17 protein-coding genes are annotated in these 15,291 nt (G+C 43.2%); 4 read left to right on the top strand and 13 right to left on the bottom strand.

Translation table 11 applies throughout. The features are described 5' to 3' along the window. The first annotated feature begins 63 nt into the window (after positions 1-63). The gene (locus H7U12_RS06560; RefSeq protein ID WP_186634827.1) at positions 64-1,137 is read left to right on the top strand and encodes a glycoside hydrolase family 43 protein; all 1,074 of its coding nucleotides are present in this window, start codon (positions 64-66) and stop codon (positions 1,135-1,137) included. 113 nt (positions 1,138-1,250) lie between these two features. Here H7U12_RS06560 and H7U12_RS06555 read toward each other — a convergent pair whose 3' ends face one another. From H7U12_RS06555 to H7U12_RS06545, 3 genes are all read right to left on the bottom strand, one after another. Then, a complete protein-coding gene (locus H7U12_RS06555) occupies positions 1,251-1,751 on the bottom strand; it encodes a tetratricopeptide repeat protein (RefSeq protein WP_186634825.1) in 501 nt (166 codons plus the stop codon). Positions 1,752-1,842: 91 nt separating this feature from the next. Beyond that, a complete protein-coding gene (locus H7U12_RS06550) occupies positions 1,843-2,601 on the bottom strand; it encodes a hypothetical protein (RefSeq protein WP_186634824.1) in 759 nt (252 codons plus the stop codon). A gap of 143 nt (positions 2,602-2,744) precedes the next feature. Continuing rightward, the gene (locus H7U12_RS06545) at positions 2,745-3,389 is read right to left on the bottom strand and encodes a hypothetical protein (protein WP_186634822.1); all 645 of its coding nucleotides are present in this window, start codon (positions 3,387-3,389) and stop codon (positions 2,745-2,747) included. 308 nt (positions 3,390-3,697) lie between these two features. Here H7U12_RS06545 and H7U12_RS06540 point away from each other — a divergent pair, with 308 nt between their 5' ends. Further along, on the top strand, positions 3,698-4,963 hold the full coding sequence (locus H7U12_RS06540; protein WP_186634820.1) for a DUF2254 domain-containing protein: 1,266 nt from the start codon (positions 3,698-3,700) through the stop codon (positions 4,961-4,963). A 367-nt stretch (positions 4,964-5,330) separates the two neighbouring features. On the opposite strand, the gene H7U12_RS06535 is transcribed toward H7U12_RS06540, so the two are convergent. The 4 genes from H7U12_RS06535 to H7U12_RS06520 all read right to left on the bottom strand — a co-directional run bounded on the left by H7U12_RS06535 (position 5,331) and on the right by H7U12_RS06520 (position 8,422). Beyond that, entirely contained in the window at positions 5,331-6,641 is a 1,311-nt protein-coding gene (locus H7U12_RS06535; RefSeq protein ID WP_186634818.1) for an alpha/beta fold hydrolase, read from the bottom strand. A gap of 156 nt (positions 6,642-6,797) precedes the next feature. Next, positions 6,798-7,259, bottom strand: coding sequence for a GNAT family N-acetyltransferase (locus tag H7U12_RS06530; RefSeq protein ID WP_186634815.1), 462 nt, complete (start codon positions 7,257-7,259; stop codon positions 6,798-6,800). A 100-nt stretch (positions 7,260-7,359) separates the two neighbouring features. Beyond that, on the bottom strand, positions 7,360-7,833 hold the full coding sequence (locus H7U12_RS06525; RefSeq protein ID WP_194362509.1) for a class I SAM-dependent methyltransferase: 474 nt from the start codon (positions 7,831-7,833) through the stop codon (positions 7,360-7,362). 235 nt (positions 7,834-8,068) lie between these two features. Beyond that, positions 8,069-8,422, bottom strand: coding sequence for a winged helix-turn-helix transcriptional regulator (locus H7U12_RS06520; RefSeq protein ID WP_186634812.1), 354 nt, complete (start codon positions 8,420-8,422; stop codon positions 8,069-8,071). 108 nt (positions 8,423-8,530) lie between these two features. On the opposite strand from H7U12_RS06520, the gene H7U12_RS06515 reads away from it, so the two are divergent. Both H7U12_RS06515 and H7U12_RS06510 read left to right on the top strand, forming a co-directional pair. Next, positions 8,531-9,571, top strand: a complete 1,041-nt coding sequence (locus H7U12_RS06515) for an NADP-dependent oxidoreductase (RefSeq protein WP_206683894.1) — start codon at positions 8,531-8,533, stop codon at positions 9,569-9,571. An 11-nt stretch (positions 9,572-9,582) separates the two neighbouring features. Beyond that, entirely contained in the window at positions 9,583-10,023 is a 441-nt protein-coding gene (locus H7U12_RS06510; RefSeq protein ID WP_186634809.1) for a nuclear transport factor 2 family protein, read from the top strand. Between the two features lie 367 nt (positions 10,024-10,390). Here the strand turns inward: H7U12_RS06510 and H7U12_RS06505 are convergent, their stop codons facing one another. From H7U12_RS06505 to H7U12_RS06480, 6 genes are all read right to left on the bottom strand, one after another. Next, positions 10,391-10,765, bottom strand: coding sequence for a hypothetical protein (locus tag H7U12_RS06505; protein WP_186634806.1), 375 nt, complete (start codon positions 10,763-10,765; stop codon positions 10,391-10,393). Positions 10,766-10,849: 84 nt separating this feature from the next. Beyond that, positions 10,850-11,410: a hypothetical protein gene (locus H7U12_RS06500; protein ID WP_186634803.1), complete on the bottom strand. Its 561-nt coding sequence runs from the start codon at positions 11,408-11,410 to the stop codon at positions 10,850-10,852. Between the two features lie 610 nt (positions 11,411-12,020). After that, positions 12,021-12,326: a hypothetical protein gene (locus H7U12_RS06495; RefSeq protein ID WP_186634800.1), complete on the bottom strand. Its 306-nt coding sequence runs from the start codon at positions 12,324-12,326 to the stop codon at positions 12,021-12,023. 597 nt (positions 12,327-12,923) lie between these two features. Further along, positions 12,924-13,640, bottom strand: a complete 717-nt coding sequence (locus H7U12_RS06490; RefSeq protein ID WP_186634797.1) for a DUF6794 domain-containing protein — start codon at positions 13,638-13,640, stop codon at positions 12,924-12,926. Positions 13,641-14,158: 518 nt separating this feature from the next. Next, complete coding sequence (locus H7U12_RS06485; RefSeq protein WP_186634794.1) at positions 14,159-14,635, bottom strand: SMI1/KNR4 family protein; 477 nt, start codon at positions 14,633-14,635, stop codon at positions 14,159-14,161. Between the two features lie 109 nt (positions 14,636-14,744). Then, complete coding sequence (locus H7U12_RS06480) at positions 14,745-15,152, bottom strand: hypothetical protein (protein WP_186634791.1); 408 nt, start codon at positions 15,150-15,152, stop codon at positions 14,745-14,747. Positions 15,153-15,291: the final 139 nt, after the last annotated feature.

The following is a 15,291-nucleotide window of genomic DNA, read 5'->3' as shown; positions in this document are numbered from 1 at the left end:
CTTATCTTTAAACAAGATTACTCACCTGTTTCAGTTTAGATAGTAGATACGTTAACCAGCTTTATGAACGCCAGCAGACTTTTAACATTCCTCTTCGCGGTAATGCTCCTTTTGAGTGGAGGAGCCGTGCATGCGCAGAAACTAAAGAAAAACCAATTCAACAACCCCCTGGCGTTGCAGCGGGCCGACCCGCACGTCTGGAAAGCTTCGGATGGCACCTATTACTTTGTGGCCACCGTGCCGGAGTACGATCGCCTGGAGATCAGGAGTTCCAAGACCATCAATGGCATAAAAGAGGCAAAGCCGGTGGTGGTGTGGCGCAAGCACGAGAAAGGTCCCATGGGCAACCACATCTGGGCACCTGAACTGCACCAGATCAACGGGAAATGGTACATCTACTTTGCGGCTGGCTCGGCGGAAGACAAATGGAAAATTCGGAAGTACGCCTTGTCAAATGCATCGGCAGATCCCACCCAGGGCGAGTGGAAAGAGGAAGGGGAGATTGTCAGCCAACCCAATCAGTTCACCCTGGATGCCACCACTTTTGAGCACAAAGGCCAGCGCTACATGATTTGGGTGGACCGCGGAGCACCCGACAAGGTGACGAACACCAGCCTGTACATTGCCAGGATGACGAGTCCCACCACCCTGGATGACAAACAGGTGATCATCACCCAACCGGAATTTGCCTGGGAGATTCAAGGTCACCGCGTGAACGAAGCCCCGGCCGTTTTGATCCGGAACGGAAAAGTGTTCGTGACGTTCTCGGCCAGCGCCACCGACGCAAACTACTGCCTGGGTTTACTCTGGGCCGAGGAGGGAGCCGATTTATTAGATACTGCTTCCTGGCACAAATTACCCGAGCCGGTTTTTTACACAAATGAACGCCTGAAGCGTTTCGGACCGGGGCACAACAGCTTTATTGTGGCCGAAGACGGCAAAACCGACATCATGATCTACCATGCCCGCGACTACAAAGACATCAAAGGCGAACCGCTCTACGACCCCAACCGCCATACCCGCGCCCGGGTACTGAGATGGACCAAAGACGGTATGCCGGATTTTGGGCAGGAACTAGAAGACAACGAAATGGCCCTGAAAAAGACAAAACGCTCCAAAAAGGCGAAGAAGCAGTAGGGGACTCTTAATAAAACCTTATTTTTTTACCAAACACCTGTGGCTTAGAGGTTCCTCTAAGCCACAGGTGTTTCTACCCTTTACAATATTGTTTTCACAACGTTAAGGCACGGTTAGTTGCAGTTTTCCTTGTTTTTCCAGTTGAGCTTGTATTTCTCAAGTAACTGATCACCAGCTTGTATTTCGTCCTCTTTTAAATGGCCTTTGATGACGTATCTGGTAGAGGTGTGTTTTTGGACGACAGAATACTCGGCAGCCAGCATGGCCCAAAGATACGCCTGTACTATAACTTTCCTGTCCTTAAGGGCATTGCTAAACAAAAGGGCCGCTAGTGGTCCCATCGCCGCTGGCTGCTTTTGTTCGGCAGACTTTGCTAACCAATGCAAGGCCAGCGCGTCATTTTTCTCCACGGCTAGTCCATATTGGTACGTGTAGCCCATCACAAACTGGGCGGTGCAGTTGCCTTTATCGGCATAAGGCTTCAATAACGTAATGGCCTTTTTGTAGTCTTTCGCATCAAAGGATTTCAGACCTTCCTCAAAATCGGAAGTTTGCCCAAATGATTTCAGAAGGGTAAGAACAAGAATAGAGGTAAGCGCAATAGCTTTTTTCATTCGGGATAGAGGTTTCTGGTTGCCTTGTGTGAATCAGGAGAGAGGCCGTTCACTCATGCTGGCGTTTAGGAGTGGTAAGCAGCAGTGGCCGTTAGTCATAGAAGTTTTTTACTTCCAGATTATTTTGTTTCAGGAGATCAAGCAAGGCATACTTGTGGTCATTACCCACCAATACTATGATTTCTTTTCCTTTAAACTCGTTGACGTAGCGAAGTATGTTTTCAGCCATGGCTTTGTTTCTAACGTCCCAATAATCTTTCCGAAGTTTGGCAAACCTGAGCCAATTTTTCAATTCGTTGGTGCGCAGAACAATGGAAAGCATCAGGTCAAAACTGACTTTATTCTTAAGTGCCAGGAATTTGGTTGCGGCAGCTGTGTTTGCCTCGCGTAAGGAATGGAAGTTGAGTTCTGAGTTGCTTTGCAAGACGGTAAGTAAAATTTCAAAATCAGCTTTACAGACATCAGAAAACTTGTCCTTCTTGTACAGGTCAAGCATTTCTCTGAATAGCTTGTTTTCTTGTTCCAGGTAGTTTTCTTTCTTGTAGAAGTCGTGTCTCCCGTTGAGGTCAAACGGCCGAAGCTGGATTCCATTCTGCTGTTGGTATTTGTAGCTGGCGATGTTTTCATTTGTGGTGAGAAAGTACTTCAGCGGGTATTTCTCTACGTTGTACTGAAAGTCCTTAGTGAAGTGCTCGTCTTCCAGCTCGAGCAGAATGAGATCTGGCTTGATTGTATGGAAGATGTTGAGTAGGCTATCTGGGTTTATGTACTTGTTTTCTTCGTGTGCCGTCCCAATCAGCCATACTTTGGTTTGGCCGTAGCTGATGGTAGCAATTAGAAGGTTGAACATCAACAACATTTTTCTCATAAAGGGGAGGGAAGTGGCAGCGTACCTACTGTGAAGATGTCACTTAATAGCGAAATTTATAGTTTAGCCGACCTGTTTTTCTGAAAGCAGATGAAAAAAGGATTACTCCTGATGTTTGAAGGCGATTATTCTACACTAACGCTAAACTTATCCTGGGTTCCGTATTTCTGTGGTTTCCCTAAAGAGACCATCCATCTGTCATAGGTGGCTTTGGCTAGCCATTGCACCACGTAGTTCTTCTTAATCTCGTTTACGGAAGCCGCTTCACCCGCCAGCTGCTGAGCTATTTCAAACAGCGCGCTCTTCTTGCTGTGGTGGAATATAAAAGCGGCGTGGAATTTATCTATGGGTTTGCTGATCTGATTTTGCATGTAGAGTTGCTGGACTTGTTCCAGCCGCACACTGTCTCGCTCCTTCATGTTGTCATTAGGCAGACCGAGGTGCGTTTTAATGGTCATCCGGTCGGCCTGATCCATCTGGTAGGCGTACGCTAACTTATCGCTCGCCTCGCCGGTGCTACTTACGGCAGGCGCCAAGGGGCGAAGCAGTCCAACCAAAACCCCTGATATACTGATGCCCAGGATGACCAAGGGCACGCTCACCCACCTTGAACCTAGGCTGGGGCGGAAAACTCTAACTAAACAGGCCACCAGAAGGCTGGCCAAGCTCAAGCCGATGGTGACCAGCAAGAGAAGACTCACCACGTTGTAGCTATAGGAAAGTATGCCAACCAGTAGTAGGATGATGAGCGGAATCAGGTTTTTCTTCATTTTTTTTTCTGCTTATTGTATAGGTGCCATCAGCAGGAGAGGCTGGTGACTCATTGGGGTTTATAAAGTATTGTAATGTCTTTTCTATATAAGATTCTAGCAGATACCTTCCTTCGCATAAAGGCGAAAGCTTCTGATTATTGATAAGAAGGCTTCATGAAAGATGCAATTTTTGCAGGACTCGTTCTTAGAAAGTTCATGCGTTTCTGTCTCAGTTTACTTAAAACCGTACATACTCCCAAAGTTTTCCGTACTTATTCGTTCATCGCCCTCTAGGCTTCTTCCGTTTCTAGGAATGAAGATTCCCTATGAACAGACTTTACAAAAAGCTCCACAAACTCCTCCTTCTCATTACAGGTAGTATTGCGTTATGGCCCTCGGTAATTGCTGTAAGCTTTCTGCTGCTGAGTTTCTTTATTTCATATTTTGAAAGAACCCATGTTGGCGTTTACCTGGAGCAGAACTTTCTTTCCTCGCTCAACTCTGAGCCAGAAAATGCCAGGTCCATTCTCACCACCATTGTCTCCGGGACCATCAGTTTAATGGTCTTCAGTTTCTCCATGGTAATGATTGTGCTCAGCCAGGCATCTTCTAACCTGACGCCCCGGGTGATTCCGGGCCTCATTTCAGATAAGATGAACCAGCTGGTGTTGGGCGTCAACATAGGCACCATTCTTTACACACTTATTCTAATCCTGAGCTTTAAACAGGGCGAGGATAACGCCAGTGTACCTATGATTGGCATTCTGCTGGCCATGCTGTTTGCCGTCTGCTGCGTGGTCTTGTTTGTGTACTTCATTCACTCCATTTCCCGCGCCATCCAACCCAATACCATTCTTACGCGCATCTATGAAACCACCAAAGCGGCGTTGGAAGAAGAGGCCCAGAAAACGCAGGAGAATGAAGAACTTAAAAAGCAGAGAGATCCAGAAAGCTGGTATGCTATTCATAGCACCGAAGGAGGTTATCTGCGAGTGATAGAGTTGGAGAGTCTGAATAAACTGGCGCAGCAGGAGGATCTCATCTTTGAAATAACTGTGTCTATTGGGAAATTCATTGTACCCGGCTTTCCCTTTGTGCAGGCAAACCGAGACCTGCAGGACCAGGAAGAGCTGCGGGAGGAAGTGCAGAATTGCTTTATTTTCTCTCTGGAGGAAGTACCCGTGGTAGATTTCGAGAACGGCCTTCGGCAGATTTCTGAAGTAGCAGTGAAAGCCCTCAGCCCAGGAATCAATGACCCCGGGACGGCTCTCAGCGCCATCGACTTTTTAACGCTGTTATTCATTAAACGCATGCAAAGCATCACCCACAACGGCCTGCTTGATGAGAACAGAAAACTACGGGTCATCAAACGACCTACTCCCTTGGAGACGCTCCTCTACCGTTTTTTCACCCCCATTCGCACCTATGGAAAAGCAGACGTGATGGTGGTCAGAAAGTTATTGCTCAGCCTGAGACACATGCTCCACGCAGACAAGCAACGGCATGAGTATACCCAAGGCCTCTACAGACAAGTACGGGTGATCAGGGACGATGCCCACGAAAGTATCACCAACCCAGAGGACCGTAACTAAATCAATCAGGTGCTTTCTGCCATTAACACGCTCTTGGCCGAGCATGGCCCGCAGGTTGATCTGTTATCAGTAAAGGTTGAAGTAGTAAGGGAATAGGGCTTCTCAAGAAAACCTCGTTTTGAGCCTGATTTCTGGAAAACAGGCTTAAAACGGTATGAGCAGGCTTATGAGGAAATAGACCGATTCTCCAGTAGAAAACTTACAAAACAATTATTTGCACAAGCATCAATCAGAAGCAGCCAGGTAGAAATCTTTTGTTGGTTTCAGAATCTGTCTCATCAGTTTGTTTGCTTTCATCGTGCCCTGTTTAATATCCCTCTTATCAATAAAATCACAACGTTCATAAAGCCCTTCCACCATCATAAGATTATTGGCCTGCAAGAAACTGCAGTACGGCTTCATTGAACAAAGCAGGGTTCTCTTTAGGTAGATTATGCGTCTGTCCTTTGAAAATAATCAGTTTAGAGCCCTTGATGTTAGCAGCTATCAACTTAGTGTGTTGCTCTTTTATAACGTCATTTTCACCCGCCATGACCAGGGTTCTGGCCTGTATGTTATTCAGATCTTGTGCCGGGATGTTAGGCTCTGTTAGAAGCAGGGTAAGAAGCCTGGAAGATTGTCTGGATTTTGAATCATCCTGCTTTTTCAACCTGGCCAGATCTTTTGATGTCTGCTTCAGCATGCTTTCCAGTACGGCAGCAGAAGTTGGGTTTAGGTTTGCCCCCATCACCGCAATTTTGTCTACATAAGCAGGGTACTTTATAGCCATCGTTAGGGCTGTATTTCCTCCGTCACTCCAGCCTACTACATGGACCTTTCGTAAGTTCAAGGAGTCCAGCAACGTTTTCATGTCATCGGCGAATAGGTTGTATGACAAGGGCGCTGAAGAGGAGTCTATGCTTTTGCCCTGCGCCCGCGTATCCACGCAGATTACTTTGTATTTCTTCGCTAGTTCAGGGATCTGCCTGGAGAATGCTCCAATGGATTGTCCGTTTCCGTGTAGTAATAGCAAGGGTTCTCCCTCACCGTACGTTTCATAGTATACAGGTGTCCCTTTGATGGAACAGTAATTTCCTTTCGGGGGATTAGAGCCGTACTGTGTTATCCAATGCAATTTCCCGCCCGAGGCTGTTACTAGCAGGGCCTTGGACGGAGTGGGATTTGACACCTGCTCAATGGACAAGCGAGTACCTGCTGGAATTTTGAGGCTTTTCTCAAACTTCTTCAATGGATTTGCGGGATCAACTTTCTCAAAGTCTCCGTCTGGGATGTCAATCGTGCGCCAAGTGCCTTTATCTGAGATTTGTAGGGTCAAGTTGTCAATGAAGAACTTACCATTCCCTACTTGATTCACATAGAACCAAATTTTACGGGTTTGTTCAGATAGCTTGCCATGGATGGTGTATGTATTCCACAGGGTGTCTTGTGGTAAACTGGTGGGATGGTTGTATTCCAGAAAATCATAATCGCCTTTACCCACTTGAAGAGCGTAGATGGTTACTTTGCTCAACGTATCCTCTGGCTGAGACTTTATGTCAATCTTAAATCGATAATTGCTACCCGCGTATTTCTCAGTTGGTATATTAGGTAGAAAGAACAGACTGTTTACATATTTTTTGACCTGCGCCATTGAGCTCAGGGAGGACAATATCAATACAAAAGCTAGTATGTATTTCATGTTTTATTTGATATAGATATTTAATCCAAAGAGCTAATAAAGTAAGTTTATTTTGACTGCCCTATGGGTTGTGACTGCGCACTAATAACGCCTTGATTTAACAGTGGCAAGAAGGTTGAATGAAACTGCTTGAAACCAAATGCCTGGTGTGTTTCTTTACTTCAGGAAATGAGTGCTACCCTTCTTTTTTAGCCAATCTTCTCTGGTCATCTCGAACCTGATTTCGCTTTCACCGTGGCGGCCGGTTTGTGTCCAACCCATTTTCCGGTAAAAGTTTTCTGCCCGGGTATTTGGGGAGGTTCCCAGCCAGACGTTTTCCTTTCCGATGGAAAAATACCAGTCCAGCATCAGGTCATGTAACTGACGGCCAATTCCTCTTCCTTCAAATTCGGGTTTCAGGAATAAGGCCCAGATATTGTCTTCCTTTAGGTCCGCAATGGCAAATCCTATTACCAAATCCTCCATTTCACAGACCCAACCTTTTCCTCTCTTCGTCAAAAACTCCTCACAGTCAGCGTCTGTCACCCGCTCAGGATTTGATAACACATTCTCTTTTACTGAATGACGAACAACCTGTATTTGCTTGATGTCTTCAATGTTCGCTTCTCTGTATCTCATATAAGTTCTATAGCCGGTATCGGTCTCCTGTTTGTAGCTGTTAGCTGTCAGCGGAAAATGGAGTCGTTTCTTTTTGTGTGCCGATTAGGGAATGGTTTGGTTAACTTTTAACTGTAATGTAATAATGGTTTCTCCCCTCATCTTCAAACTCTTCTATCAAAGATAATCCAGATGCTGCTACTATTTCTTTGTATGTTTTTGCTCCAAGTGAGATGGAATGGTACCCGGTTAATACATCCTTCCACTGAGTCTTTTCTGCAGGAGCAGTAAACAAGAATTTCCCTCCAATTTCCAGGGTGTCACTTACTTTCTCTATTACTTTCTCCTGTGCTTGCTTCGGCAGCAGGAACAGTAGCCCCCATGCTATAACGCCGTCAAACTTCCTCTGGAAGAATGAAGAGTTTTCTACTGATTCGCAAATCACAGGTGAATGAGGGAAATGTTGCCGAAAAGCATTCACTAACGTGGGTGAGGCATCAACTCCGTAAACGGTCATGCCTTCCTCCAGCAATACCTTGGAGATCGGAATTCCCGTTCCGCAGCCAAGGTCTAGTACAGTAGAATTTTGCGGCAGTGTCCGAACCCAGTTACGAACCGATGTTACTCCAATGGTCCTTCCGCGAGCGTTGATAAAAGTTGTCGCTATCTCTTCTTAACCGTTCGATTTATCCATTCTCCATATTTAAAGAGAGAGTAATAATTTGTTTGCCAACGGTTGACGGCTTTGCATCGTGGCGGAACTGAATTACCGATGTTGAATGGTCACACTTAACCAGCCGTTAGGCAAAACCGATGTTGTGCCATCGTGCTTATAGCGCTTTTTTCTGTTCCTCTTTGATTTGTTTGTCGCCCCATTCTTTTAGGTAACTAATAAAGGGGATGAGTTCATTGCCTACTTCGGTCAAGGTATATTCTACTTTGGGCGGAATATCGTGGTATACTTTTCTATCAATTAAATTATCTGCCTCTAATTCCCTTAAAGTTTGGGTCAGCATTTTAGTTGTAATGTCAGGCAGCGTTCTGCTTAACTCGCCATACCGCAAAATGGCGTGTTCGTGCAAATACCATAAGATTCTGCCTTTGTATTTTCCTCCAATCCGCTTGAAGGCGTAATCAACAGAACAAGTGGCAACCTCCGGACAAATCTTCTCTTTCTTTTTCATTTTAAATGCTTGATACTCAATATTACATTATTTCTGGTAGGTAGCATACAAAAAAGTACATACTTGCCGAAAGTATGCTGTCATTTTACTTTTGAAGCTCACTGAAGAATGAAGAAAATGAGTTTAGAACAGAAAAATGACAGACCTGCTATCATGAAAGCCGTCAGACAACACGAATTTGGCGGTCCCGAAGTTCTCCGGTATGAAGATGCGCCTGTCCCAGAAATAACAAAAGGAGAAATTTTAGTGAAAGTGAAAGCGATCGGGCTAAATCCGCCCGATTGGTATCTGCGAGACGGATATAAAATGCTACCGCCGGAATGGCAACCCCAAGTACCATTTCCTATTATTTTGGGTACCGATATTTCGGGGGTAATTGTCGAAGTGGGTGAGGGTGTACAGGAGTTTTCTGTTGGTGATGAGGTGTATGCCATGGTCCGGTTTCCCAGTTACGGCCCGAGTCAAGCCTATGCAGAATATGTTCGTGTACCCGTTACAGAATTAGCCTTAAAGCCCAAAAACATTGATTTCATTCAAGCGGCTGCTGCGCCCATGTCCTTACTTACTGCCTGGCAATTTTTAATTGACCTTGGCCACAATGAACCTAATCCACTTCAACCTAGCCGCCATGAACCTGTTCCTCTGGCGGGCAAGAAAGTTCTTGTCAATGGCGCTGGCGGCGGAGTTGGGCATTTTGTATTGCAGTTGGCAAAATGGAAAGGAGCACACGTTATTGCCGTTGCCTCAGCAAAGCAAGAAAGTATGTTGCGGGAATTGGGTGCTGATGAATTTATTGACTACACCAAATACAACGCGGAAGAGGTTGTGTCTGATTTAGATTTGGTCGTTGATGCTGTTGGCGGTTCCACCACCGGCCGCTTCTTAAAAACACTTAAAAAAGGCGGGGCTTTATTTCCAATTTTCCCGTTAGGATTTGCTGGTGCTGATGAAGCGGAGAAACTGGGCGTTACTGTCTCTGCCACCCAAGTACGTTCAAACGGCGCCCAACTTTCAGCACTAGCTGATTTGCTAGATGATGGCACCATTAAAGTTGTGATAGACAGTGTTTTTCCGTTAGCCGAAGCTCGTAAAGCGCACGAAAGAGCAGCGGAAGGGCATATACAAGGGAAAATAGCACTTACTATCTAATCAATTGAGAGGTGGAGATACATGAATTAGCCGATCGAATTGCACTAAAGGAACTCGTTGATACTATTTCAATTCTTGGGGATACAAAGGATTTTGAAAGACAGGTGCAACTGTTCTCTGAAAATGCGATCTCTGAAACGATAGTAGAAGGAAAAACAATTTTAAAGCTGGAAGGAAGAAAAGAAATGGCGCAGGCCTTTGCAGAATTCCTCCATGATATGGAAACTGTATATCATTGTAACGGCCAGCAGGTGGTTGAGATCGATGGCAATAAGGCTACAGGAAAATGGTACTGTTGGATAACGCTCATAGGCAATGATAAGGGGAGGAAAATGAAGACCACCATTGGGGCTACCTATGAAGATGACTACATTCGGGTAAACGATAGATGGTTAGTTTCCAGAAGAGTAGGCGATTTTAAGTGGCAAGATAAAACGGAAATCAAGTCCTGAAGTTGGAAGATTTATAATAAAAAAGAGGTACTGTCTTTAAAGATAGTACCTCTTTTATGCGGTGTCATTTTTAAGACGCGCCACAAACTTGTATAGGCTGCGTGTAAGTAGTCGGCCGGAGCATGGCTTATGCACTTTGTTGTGCGAGGTTATTTATTCTTTTTTTAATAAGATTTATTCTGCCTTCATCTGCAGTTTCTCTCTTTTTCAATACAGACAGGTAATATCTTGCCTTTTCAAAATTTCCGTACTTCAAGAAAATGTCAATTATTTCTTCTATTCCTGTAGAGTCGGTTTGTTCAATGTTTGTAATCAGGTCGGTGAGCCTCTTACTTTTTACCTTTGGCTCCCTTATCTTTCTTCTACATTAGGGGCAGTTCTTTGGGTATGACCATACTATGAATTTCAAGTCCTCATACCAGAACTTCTTTTCTTCTTTGGAAAACTCAAACATGCATCTACAGGTCTGGCATTCTAGTGTTTCGTCGTTATGGGTGAAGAAGGGATAAGTGATTCCGTTCCAATCCTGCTCTTCTGGCTTGCCCACGATGACCTTCTCACTCTTAATGCAATCATCACATGCCCACTTCAGATGACCTTGCCTTGCTGCAGCCAGAACTGAAATCATGTAGGGAGATTTGAATTGCTCATTCCATTTAAATAGATGTGTCAACTCATTTAATTTCCTTGATAGATTGCAGTTGGGGCATCTATAGCTATCATATAGATCTTCTTCTTTCATAATTATAATCACGCACAACGGTCTCGTGTAAACAGCGTGCGAGGCCGTCGGCCGAGACTGGTGTTTAGGTGTTGTTATGGGCTGTTATTTTTTTACACTATTTGGGTTATGCATCTTATAGTAAGTCAATTCCATTAGCTTGTAAGCGTTTCCCAAATTCATTCTAGAGGTTTGACCTAATTTGAAAGGTGAATGGAATGAATAGTAGGTAAAATTAATTGAGATTTTATCTTTTATGTAAACATCAGTAACGGTGACATGAGTCGGTAAAGATTCTTTGCAATCCTGAACAACGTTTAGATACTTAATGTCGGAAAGAAGTCTATCGTATATCTGCTTTTCCTCACCAAAGAAACTAATACTTTGCTTATGTCCGCTTTCGCTTACTACACTACCGAAAATATCAGCATTAGTAACTTGAAACACAGCTATTCTTGCGCTACCATTACCTCTTGAATACCACATTATTCCTGGCTCGGCTGATTTTGCAAAGCTTTTGTAGTGAACTTGAAAAAAACTACTGCTGTCTACTGGTGTTTCATTTTCTACGCTTACCAGCTCACAAGAAGGTTCAACGTATTTTTGCCTAAAAATTGATTTGCAGCTCGCAAATGAAAGCAATATTGCTATCAGTATTTTCTTCAAAGGTTAATTTTTATAATTGCCCATAACGTACTTGTGTAAACGGCGGCGACGGCCGTCGGCCTAGCTGGTGTTTACACGTTGTTAGGCCTAGTTTTTTCTATGCGATGACCGCAAGTCTTTTTCTGTTTTTGGCCTGTTTTGGAAAAATGAGCCCGAAAACAGCTTGCCGAGAGTAATCAACTTTCCTGCTTTCCCAGTGCGCCCGTTTTTGCCCTGAAATACGAAAAAACAGGCCAGAAATGCATTCCTGAAGTCGGGTTTACACAATGTGGATTTTTGTTCTCTATAGAAAAATCTTTTCGCCTGGTTTCGCAGCTTTAATTTTTCTGATGATTTCCTCGCCGTGTTCAATCGAGCGGCATTGAATGATTATTTTATTTGGGGCATTTTTAATGTCGTTAATGACCGCGAGATTGCCCGCCATCATCGTCTCAATTTTAAGTGTTCCTATAATTTTTGGCCTTATCAGTTGCACTAGATTTATTCTTAAAATTAGACCTAACGGACTTAGCTAAACGGCGGCGAGAGCCGTCGGCCGAGCTGACGTTTAGCTGTGGTTGTGTGGTGTTATTTTCTTTTTACTATGCTGTATATAATTTCCATTCTTATTCTAATCACCTTTTAGTTGCAGTTCTAACCTTCTTTGGGAGTAATATTTTAAAAGAGTCCTAAATTCGATAATTGTCAAAGTTTTAGATTTGTTCTTATTCAAATCAGTCTTATCAATGTATCGGTCGATGATTCTGATAATGGCTCCCTGATTTTCTACAGTCATTTTAAAGTCGCCATACTGGTCAATTACAAATCCTGTCTGATATTGAAAATCTGTAAAGATTTCTGTTAGCTCATCAAACTGTTTGTCATTTAAGCCAAATAGATATTCTTTATTATCAAGGCGATAAAAGTCAAGAGCCATTTATTTTAAATTCTTATAATACCACACAACGGCCTCGTGTAAGCGGTCGGCTGGGAGACTGAAACGCAGTTTCATGTCGGACGGCTGACCGCTGGCAGGCAGAGATGGAACGTCGGCCTGGATAAAACCCAGCTGCCGTTTACACATTGTTACCCGCTGTTGTTCTTTTAACTTCTGCTTATATTCTTGGATTTCCAGTTTTGGCTTCATTTCGTGAAAAGAGGCCAGAAACGCAATTCCTTTTTAAGTCTGCACTTCGTTATTTTTTCCGTCCGTTCCTGCTTTTTTGCAGGTCAGAATCGGGGTTCTCAATTTTCCGTTTTTGACCTGTTTTCGGAAAAACAGCCCGAAAACGCTCGCAGAATCGTCCGTCCGTTTTGCGCACATTGCTGATAAATTCTTCCCGCACATTTTGCGTCCGTCGGCGTTACTAAGACTAATCTAACTCTTCTGATTTCTTCTTCCTGAAGTCCGCGATTCTTTTCAGGAGCGGCTCCAGATTTTATTTTTTCAATTGCGGGTAACGGCCTAGTGCAAACAACGTGCAAGGCCGTCGGCCGTAGCATGGTGTTTGCACAATGTTGGCATAAGTGCTTTTTATTTTTTAACGTTCCATCCTTTTGGTGGTATCAAACTGCAACTGATAGGAGAGATCTCAAACTCTTGTCCTGCTTTGTGTTCTGGCAAATGCTTTTCCTTTTGTTTTACTGACAGTAGCCTAATGTTCAATTTTTCGGTATTATGGGATTTTATAACAGCTATGCCTTCCACACTAGATGCATAATTTTGGAATAGCTTTTTATGAGTTGCGTAGAGATTAACGACAATTGTATCTCCCACTGGAAAATAATCTAGTAGTTCTTGGTTTGTAGTGCGCTTCGTATGGTCATTCCCTAAATCGCCTGCCGAAAAACCTTCTCTGCCAGCTTTATTCCAATAAGCCTGGTAAGCTTTTGCTTCTTCCTCTATCTGGAGCGGTTTGTTATTTAGTCTTCGGTGGTAAGCTTTTAGTAAAAATGAAGACATATCATCTGGATGGACAAAGCCTAAACCAGTTAGCTCTTGTTTCAATTTACTAGAGCCCCAAAGCCCCCAATTATTCCTTATCCATGTGCCGAATCCATGGTGAAGTCGAAAAGTTGATATGTCCTCTGGCAAAGTCGCAAATGTGTATTTTGCAGTATCCCCAAACATCCTGTCGAGGCACAGAAAGCTATCCTCAATAGAATTTGGCTTACCTTTCCATGGGTCTTTTACTTGTCCAAAACTTAAGTTGAACGTGAAAAGCAAGGTTATTACTATTAAATATTTCATTTTTAGCATTTATGCCAACGTCTATGCTAAACGACGCGCTAGGCCGTCGGCCGAAGCGTGACGTTTAGGTGTTGTTATGTGCAGTTGTTTCTTTGCGCCCGCAGCCGATTTCTATTTTACTTTTCTCTGTTTTTGGCCTGATTTCAGGAAACGAGCCCAAAAACGGGAATCAGCCGCTTCTTTTATCTTTCTGTTTTTGCCTTCATTTCCGAAAACGAGGCCAGAAACGCATTTTGAATCGGTCGGTTTGCACGCGTTGCCGATAAATTCCTTTTGCTCAAACGCCTGGTCAATTCCTCTTCTGCAACATTAGCTGATGAAAGTCGGGCGGTGTTCCTTTTCTTTTGCTGAAGTAATCTAACCTTTTGCCGGTTCACTTTTGCAGCAATTCCTGATTTTTTGACGGCTTCTGCTGATTTTTTGCTTGCCGTCGCGATAACTTCTATTTACAATTGCACATAACGGTTAGTATAAAAAACGTGCGAGGCCGTCGGCCGAAGCATGGTTTTTATACAGTGTTAGGTAAAGTTATTTTTTTCTTTTTTGATTTCTTCAAACCAGCTATAAAGACCATTGTCCCCAAATATGCCTTCTTCCGTTAGGTACTTTTCTATAAATTCATAGAGTGACTGAGTGAGAATTACTTCTTCTTCAGTATCATGATTCCCATTTACTATGTAATATTCTTTTTCACTTTTTAGTTGAATTGTCCACGAGTCGCTGTATATCATGTATTCTGAAAAGTAAAAAGAAGATGTTTCTAACTCTGCTTTATATTCAAGTATTTCTGAAATTGGAATCGCACGAAAAAGGAAGTCGTCTGATTCAAATCCGTTGCATAAACTGTAGAATTCGAGAATTTCATTGGGAAGTTTTTGACTAACCGATTCCTCCAATTTAAATATTTCTTCTTCTGTGGCAGGTTTATTGAATACAATTCCTAATTCATCTACTTTTCTTTTCAATCGTCCGAACAGTACCTGGAATTGATTCATTTCTTATAATTTTACCTAACGGTCTCGTATAAAAAACGTGCAAGGCCGTCGGCCGTAGCATGATTTTTATACAATGTTGGCGGTTGTAGTTTTATGCTTATTACTAATATTACATATTGTCAGTATAGAACATGACAGACACACAAATAGATAAAGCTGTAAAGAGAAATAAAAAGGCAATAATATTTCCTTTAACATAATCCTCTTCAGGTAAATATATTTTGTATAGCAAATCGTTTGGAATTGATAACCTATAAACACTAAACGTGCTAATTCCCCATAGAATGAAAAACACAAATAAATAGGCATCGGTAATAAACGTCCTTAAACCCGCATGTCCATATAAAACTAGTCCAACTTCTAGCAAAGTTAATAACAGAAATACTATGGCTGCACCAACTACTGACCTCGCCCAAAATCCGCTTAGCCAGCTATCTTCCCTCTTTCTGTATCTACAGTAAAGTGCAACAACCATTAGGTTTAATTTATTTAACTCACCTTCATCATATTTACTCATTTTTAATTTTGTTTTCTATTACCGCCAACGGTCTCGTATAAACAGCGTGCGAGGCCGTCGGCCGTGGCATGGTGTTTATACCTTTATATTTGCCCATCTGCGAGAGTGCAATTTCCTATATTTGAAATGGGAGAGGAGA

The sequence above is a fragment of the Rufibacter sediminis genome (genome assembly GCF_014269285.1).
Lineage (GTDB): Bacteria > Bacteroidota > Bacteroidia > Cytophagales > Hymenobacteraceae > Nibribacter > Nibribacter sediminis.
Note: the sequence above shows the minus strand (reverse complement) of the source record. Positions and strands in the feature narration are given on the sequence as shown.

Bases quoted from the DNA above. Each gene is read 5' to 3' on its own strand.
- H7U12_RS06560 (WP_186634827.1), top strand. From the start codon at position 64: ATGAACGCCAGCAGACTTTTAACATTCCTCTTCGCGGTAATGCTCCTT.
- H7U12_RS06555 (WP_186634825.1), bottom strand. From the start codon at position 1,751: ATGAAAAAAGCTATTGCGCTTACCTCTATTCTTGTTCTTACCCTTCTG.
- H7U12_RS06550 (WP_186634824.1), bottom strand. From the start codon at position 2,601: ATGTTCAACCTTCTAATTGCTACCATCAGCTACGGCCAAACCAAAGTA.
- H7U12_RS06545 (WP_186634822.1), bottom strand. From the start codon at position 3,389: ATGAAGAAAAACCTGATTCCGCTCATCATCCTACTACTGGTTGGCATA.
- H7U12_RS06540 (WP_186634820.1), top strand. From the start codon at position 3,698: ATGAACAGACTTTACAAAAAGCTCCACAAACTCCTCCTTCTCATTACA.
- H7U12_RS06535 (WP_186634818.1), bottom strand. From the start codon at position 6,641: ATGAAATACATACTAGCTTTTGTATTGATATTGTCCTCCCTGAGCTCA.
- H7U12_RS06530 (WP_186634815.1), bottom strand. From the start codon at position 7,259: ATGAGATACAGAGAAGCGAACATTGAAGACATCAAGCAAATACAGGTT.
- H7U12_RS06520 (WP_186634812.1), bottom strand. From the start codon at position 8,422: ATGAAAAAGAAAGAGAAGATTTGTCCGGAGGTTGCCACTTGTTCTGTT.
- H7U12_RS06515 (WP_206683894.1), top strand. From the start codon at position 8,531: ATGAAGAAAATGAGTTTAGAACAGAAAAATGACAGACCTGCTATCATG.
- H7U12_RS06505 (WP_186634806.1), bottom strand. From the start codon at position 10,765: ATGAAAGAAGAAGATCTATATGATAGCTATAGATGCCCCAACTGCAAT.
- H7U12_RS06495 (WP_186634800.1), bottom strand. From the start codon at position 12,326: ATGGCTCTTGACTTTTATCGCCTTGATAATAAAGAATATCTATTTGGC.
- H7U12_RS06490 (WP_186634797.1), bottom strand. From the start codon at position 13,640: ATGAAATATTTAATAGTAATAACCTTGCTTTTCACGTTCAACTTAAGT.
- H7U12_RS06485 (WP_186634794.1), bottom strand. From the start codon at position 14,635: ATGAATCAATTCCAGGTACTGTTCGGACGATTGAAAAGAAAAGTAGAT.
- H7U12_RS06480 (WP_186634791.1), bottom strand. From the start codon at position 15,152: ATGAGTAAATATGATGAAGGTGAGTTAAATAAATTAAACCTAATGGTT.